General features: G+C 67.0%; 4 protein-coding genes and 1 pseudogene. 3 read left to right on the top strand and 2 right to left on the bottom strand.

Going from position 1 to position 2,905, the window contains the following annotated elements:
• Positions 1-152: pseudogene (locus AB0I76_RS26620) on the bottom strand (ATP-dependent helicase); the annotation flags it as partial.
• Positions 153-558: 406 nt separating this feature from the next.
• Here AB0I76_RS26620 and AB0I76_RS26615 point away from each other — a divergent pair.
• From AB0I76_RS26615 to AB0I76_RS26605, 3 genes are all read left to right on the top strand, one after another.
• Positions 559-1,113 carry a hypothetical protein gene (locus tag AB0I76_RS26615; RefSeq protein ID WP_357040890.1) on the top strand — a complete coding sequence of 185 codons (555 nt, stop codon included), beginning with the start codon at positions 559-561 and terminating at the stop codon, positions 1,111-1,113.
• Between the two features lie 123 nt (positions 1,114-1,236).
• Complete coding sequence (locus AB0I76_RS26610) at positions 1,237-1,488, top strand: hypothetical protein (RefSeq protein ID WP_357040887.1); 252 nt, start codon at positions 1,237-1,239, stop codon at positions 1,486-1,488.
• Between the two features lie 9 nt (positions 1,489-1,497).
• A complete protein-coding gene (locus AB0I76_RS26605) occupies positions 1,498-2,463 on the top strand; it encodes a type II CAAX endopeptidase family protein (RefSeq protein ID WP_357040884.1) in 966 nt (321 codons plus the stop codon).
• 40 nt (positions 2,464-2,503) lie between these two features.
• Here AB0I76_RS26605 and AB0I76_RS26600 read toward each other — a convergent pair.
• Positions 2,504-2,905: helicase-related protein (locus tag AB0I76_RS26600; protein WP_357040881.1), on the bottom strand; the 402-nt coding region annotated here is incomplete at its 5' end.

The raw sequence follows: 2,905 nt of genomic DNA, 5'->3' as shown, positions 1-2,905 counted from the left end.
CCGATCAGGCTGAACACGTCGCCCTCCCGGCCGTCCTCGCGTACCAGGGTCGCTGTCAGCCCTAGCCGGCGGCGGGCCTGGAGGTCCGCGGTGAAGCGGAAGATCGGCGCGGGCAGCAGGTGCACCTCGTCGTAGACGACCAGGCCCCAGTCCCAGGCCCGCAACTTGCTAACGAACCGTTAAATCTCATTGCCTGGTTCGCCGCAGGCCCGCCGATTGCGTTGTCGTTCGATTCACCAGCTCACCGGCCGGTGCGTCGATCAACAGAATCAAGGAAATCAATCAAGGCAACACTCTGCACAGTGTTGCGGCAATGACCGGGACTGCAGCGAACCGCACCGTTGCCCTAGTGTCCTTCTCGCAGCAATTGACGCTGCCGCATCAACGGGGGATGCGCTCTTCACCGCATTGAGTTTCGGCGTCATCATGACTGCCATCGCGCTACCGTGCGTTGTCGCACAGACGCGCTCAATGTGTCGCCTCCCTGTTGGTGCGGAAATCACACGGGAGGAAACTGAAGTGAGATTGAAAAGGGCAGTGGGAGTCCTGGTGGCGACGATGGTCGCCTCGGTCTTCGGCTTCGCCGGCACCGCGGCGGCGGCTACGGACGTCAGCGTGCCGATCGCAGCGAACCGGACGGCAGGTGTCGCCATCGCGGATCCGGTCGCCAAGGCGGCGACGGAGGACCCGGACACGTTCGCGGCGACGGTGGATGCGGTCGAGCCCTACCTCGTCGCCGACCGTGGGGGCAACCTCCGCTTGGCCGTGCCGGCGCAGGTCGCCAGCGACCTCGACGCTCAGGCGCTCGCGGCCCTGCAGCACAGTGTGCAGGTGTTCAACGACCTGAACCAGGGCGGCGCGGTGACCGACGTCTCGGACGCGGAGCCGTTCGGCATCCCCAGCGCGATCGCGAAGTTCGTCAAGAAGTACTGGAAGCAGATCGTCGACATCGCGAAGAAGTCGGGGAAGTGGGCCTGGTACAAGTCGGCGCAGTGCTCCGCTGGGGCGCTGAACGCGCTGTACAAGGCGTACGGCGGTAACCCGGCTGGTATCGCCGAGGACATCAAGGTCGCGATCGCTATCGCCGGAGCGGGCTGCGTCGCCAACCTTTAGCCAGGTGCCTTCGATGCGCCAAGGGTGGCTCGTCCGCTTTGTGCAGGCGGGCCACCCCGTGCGCGAGGAGGCATGCGATGATGGTCGATCGAAGGTCGACGACGTCGGTCGAGCACATGGAGAATGAGCGCAGGAACCATGCTGAATCCGTTATCTCCGGTACGCCGATGGATGGTCCGCACAGCCTTGCTGGTTCTGTTCTGGGGAATTGCCGCAGCGGCATCCGTGATGCTCGGCCACGGCATTACTTTCTCCTTGTTCGGAATCTGTGTCCTGCTGTTGGTCGTGGCCGCCGACTGGATCGCGATCGTCGGTGGTGCCCGTAGATCGTCCCCGCAGGACGACGAGGATCGATCCGACCGGCCAGCGGTCTAGTCCGTGCAGGTGGAAAAGCAGCTGACCTACGATCGGCTGGCGCGACTGGGCTTCCATCGGTGGTGGACGCCACCGGCCGCCGTGCTGGCCGTGTTGTTGGTCGCCGCCGTGGCGGCATGTGGGCTGGTGTCCATCGGCCTCGCCGTGACATGGGCGCTCGGCGGACGGATCGACGACAGTGCGTCGATCGGCAGTCCCTTGGTCGACAACATCCTGGCGCTGGCGTCACTTGCCCTGTTCATCCCGGTCACCCTCGGTGTCGCGCGACTGGTGCAGCGGCGGCCGGCAGGGACGCTGCACTCCGTGGCCGGTCGGCTGCGCTGGCGATGGTTCGCCGTGTGCGGATGCCTGGCCGTCGCCGTGGCAGTCCTGATCATGGCGGCGTTGGTCCTGGTCTACGACGACGGGGCCGAGGTGCGGCTGACTATCGACCCGTGGCGGTTCCTCGGGCTCACGCTGCTGCTCGTCGTCCTGGTTCCGCTGCAGGCGGCCGGTGAGGAGTACGTCGCCCGCGGGTTCCTCCTGCAAGCCCTCGGGGCGTACCACCGCTGGGTCGGCATCATCGGCTCCGCCCTGGCGTTCACCCTGCTGCACGGCCTCGGCACCTGGTCCGGGTTCGTGGCCCTGTTCGTCGGTGCCATCATCTGGGCGTTGCTGGTCATCCGGACCGGAGGTCTCGAGGTGTCCATCGCCGCACACGCGGCGACCAATCTGTTCGCCTTCGTCGCCACGGCTGCCACAGGCGGCCTGGACGTCGTCGACGACACGAACGCCGCGGACGCGCCGCTCGGTGCCACCCTGATCCTGCTGGGCGGTGACCTCACCTACATGGCCTGCGTGATCGCCGCCCTGCACCTGGTTGCGCGACACCGGCCGCAATGGATGCCCGCGAACCGCAGGGTCGTCAGGGTGGTGGCAGACACGCCACAGGATGTCCCGGGGGTGACGGCCACCGAAGACGCGACCTTTCGGTGATGATCGGGTGAGCCGTTCAGGGCCACCTGACCGAGGACGGTCAGTCGACCGTGGGCAGCTTCGGTCCCAGCACGTCGTCCGCGTCCACGATCGTGTACGCGTACCCCTGCTCGGCGAGGAACCGCTGCCGGTGCGCCGCGTACTCCGTGTCGATCGTGTCCCGGGAGACGACGGTGTAGAAGTGGGCCTGCCGCCCGTCGGCCTTCGGTCGCAGCACCCGCCCCAGCCGCTGCGCCTCCTCCTGCCGGGACCCGAAGGTCCCGGACACCTGGATGGCGACCGCCGCCTCGGGCAGGTCGATGGAGAAGTTGCCGACCTTGGACAGGACCAGGGTGCGCAGCTCGCCCGTGCGGAACGCCTCGAAGAGCCGTTCCCGTTCCTTGTTGGTGGTCGAGCCCTGCACGATCGGCGCGTCGAGGTACTCGCCGAGCTGGTGCAGTTG

The organism is Micromonospora sp. NPDC049799, assembly GCF_040656655.1.
In the GTDB taxonomy this organism is placed as follows: Bacteria; Actinomycetota; Actinomycetes; order Mycobacteriales; family Micromonosporaceae; genus Micromonospora.
The sequence above is the reverse complement of the archived record's forward strand: the minus strand, read 5'-3'. Positions and strand labels throughout refer to the sequence as shown.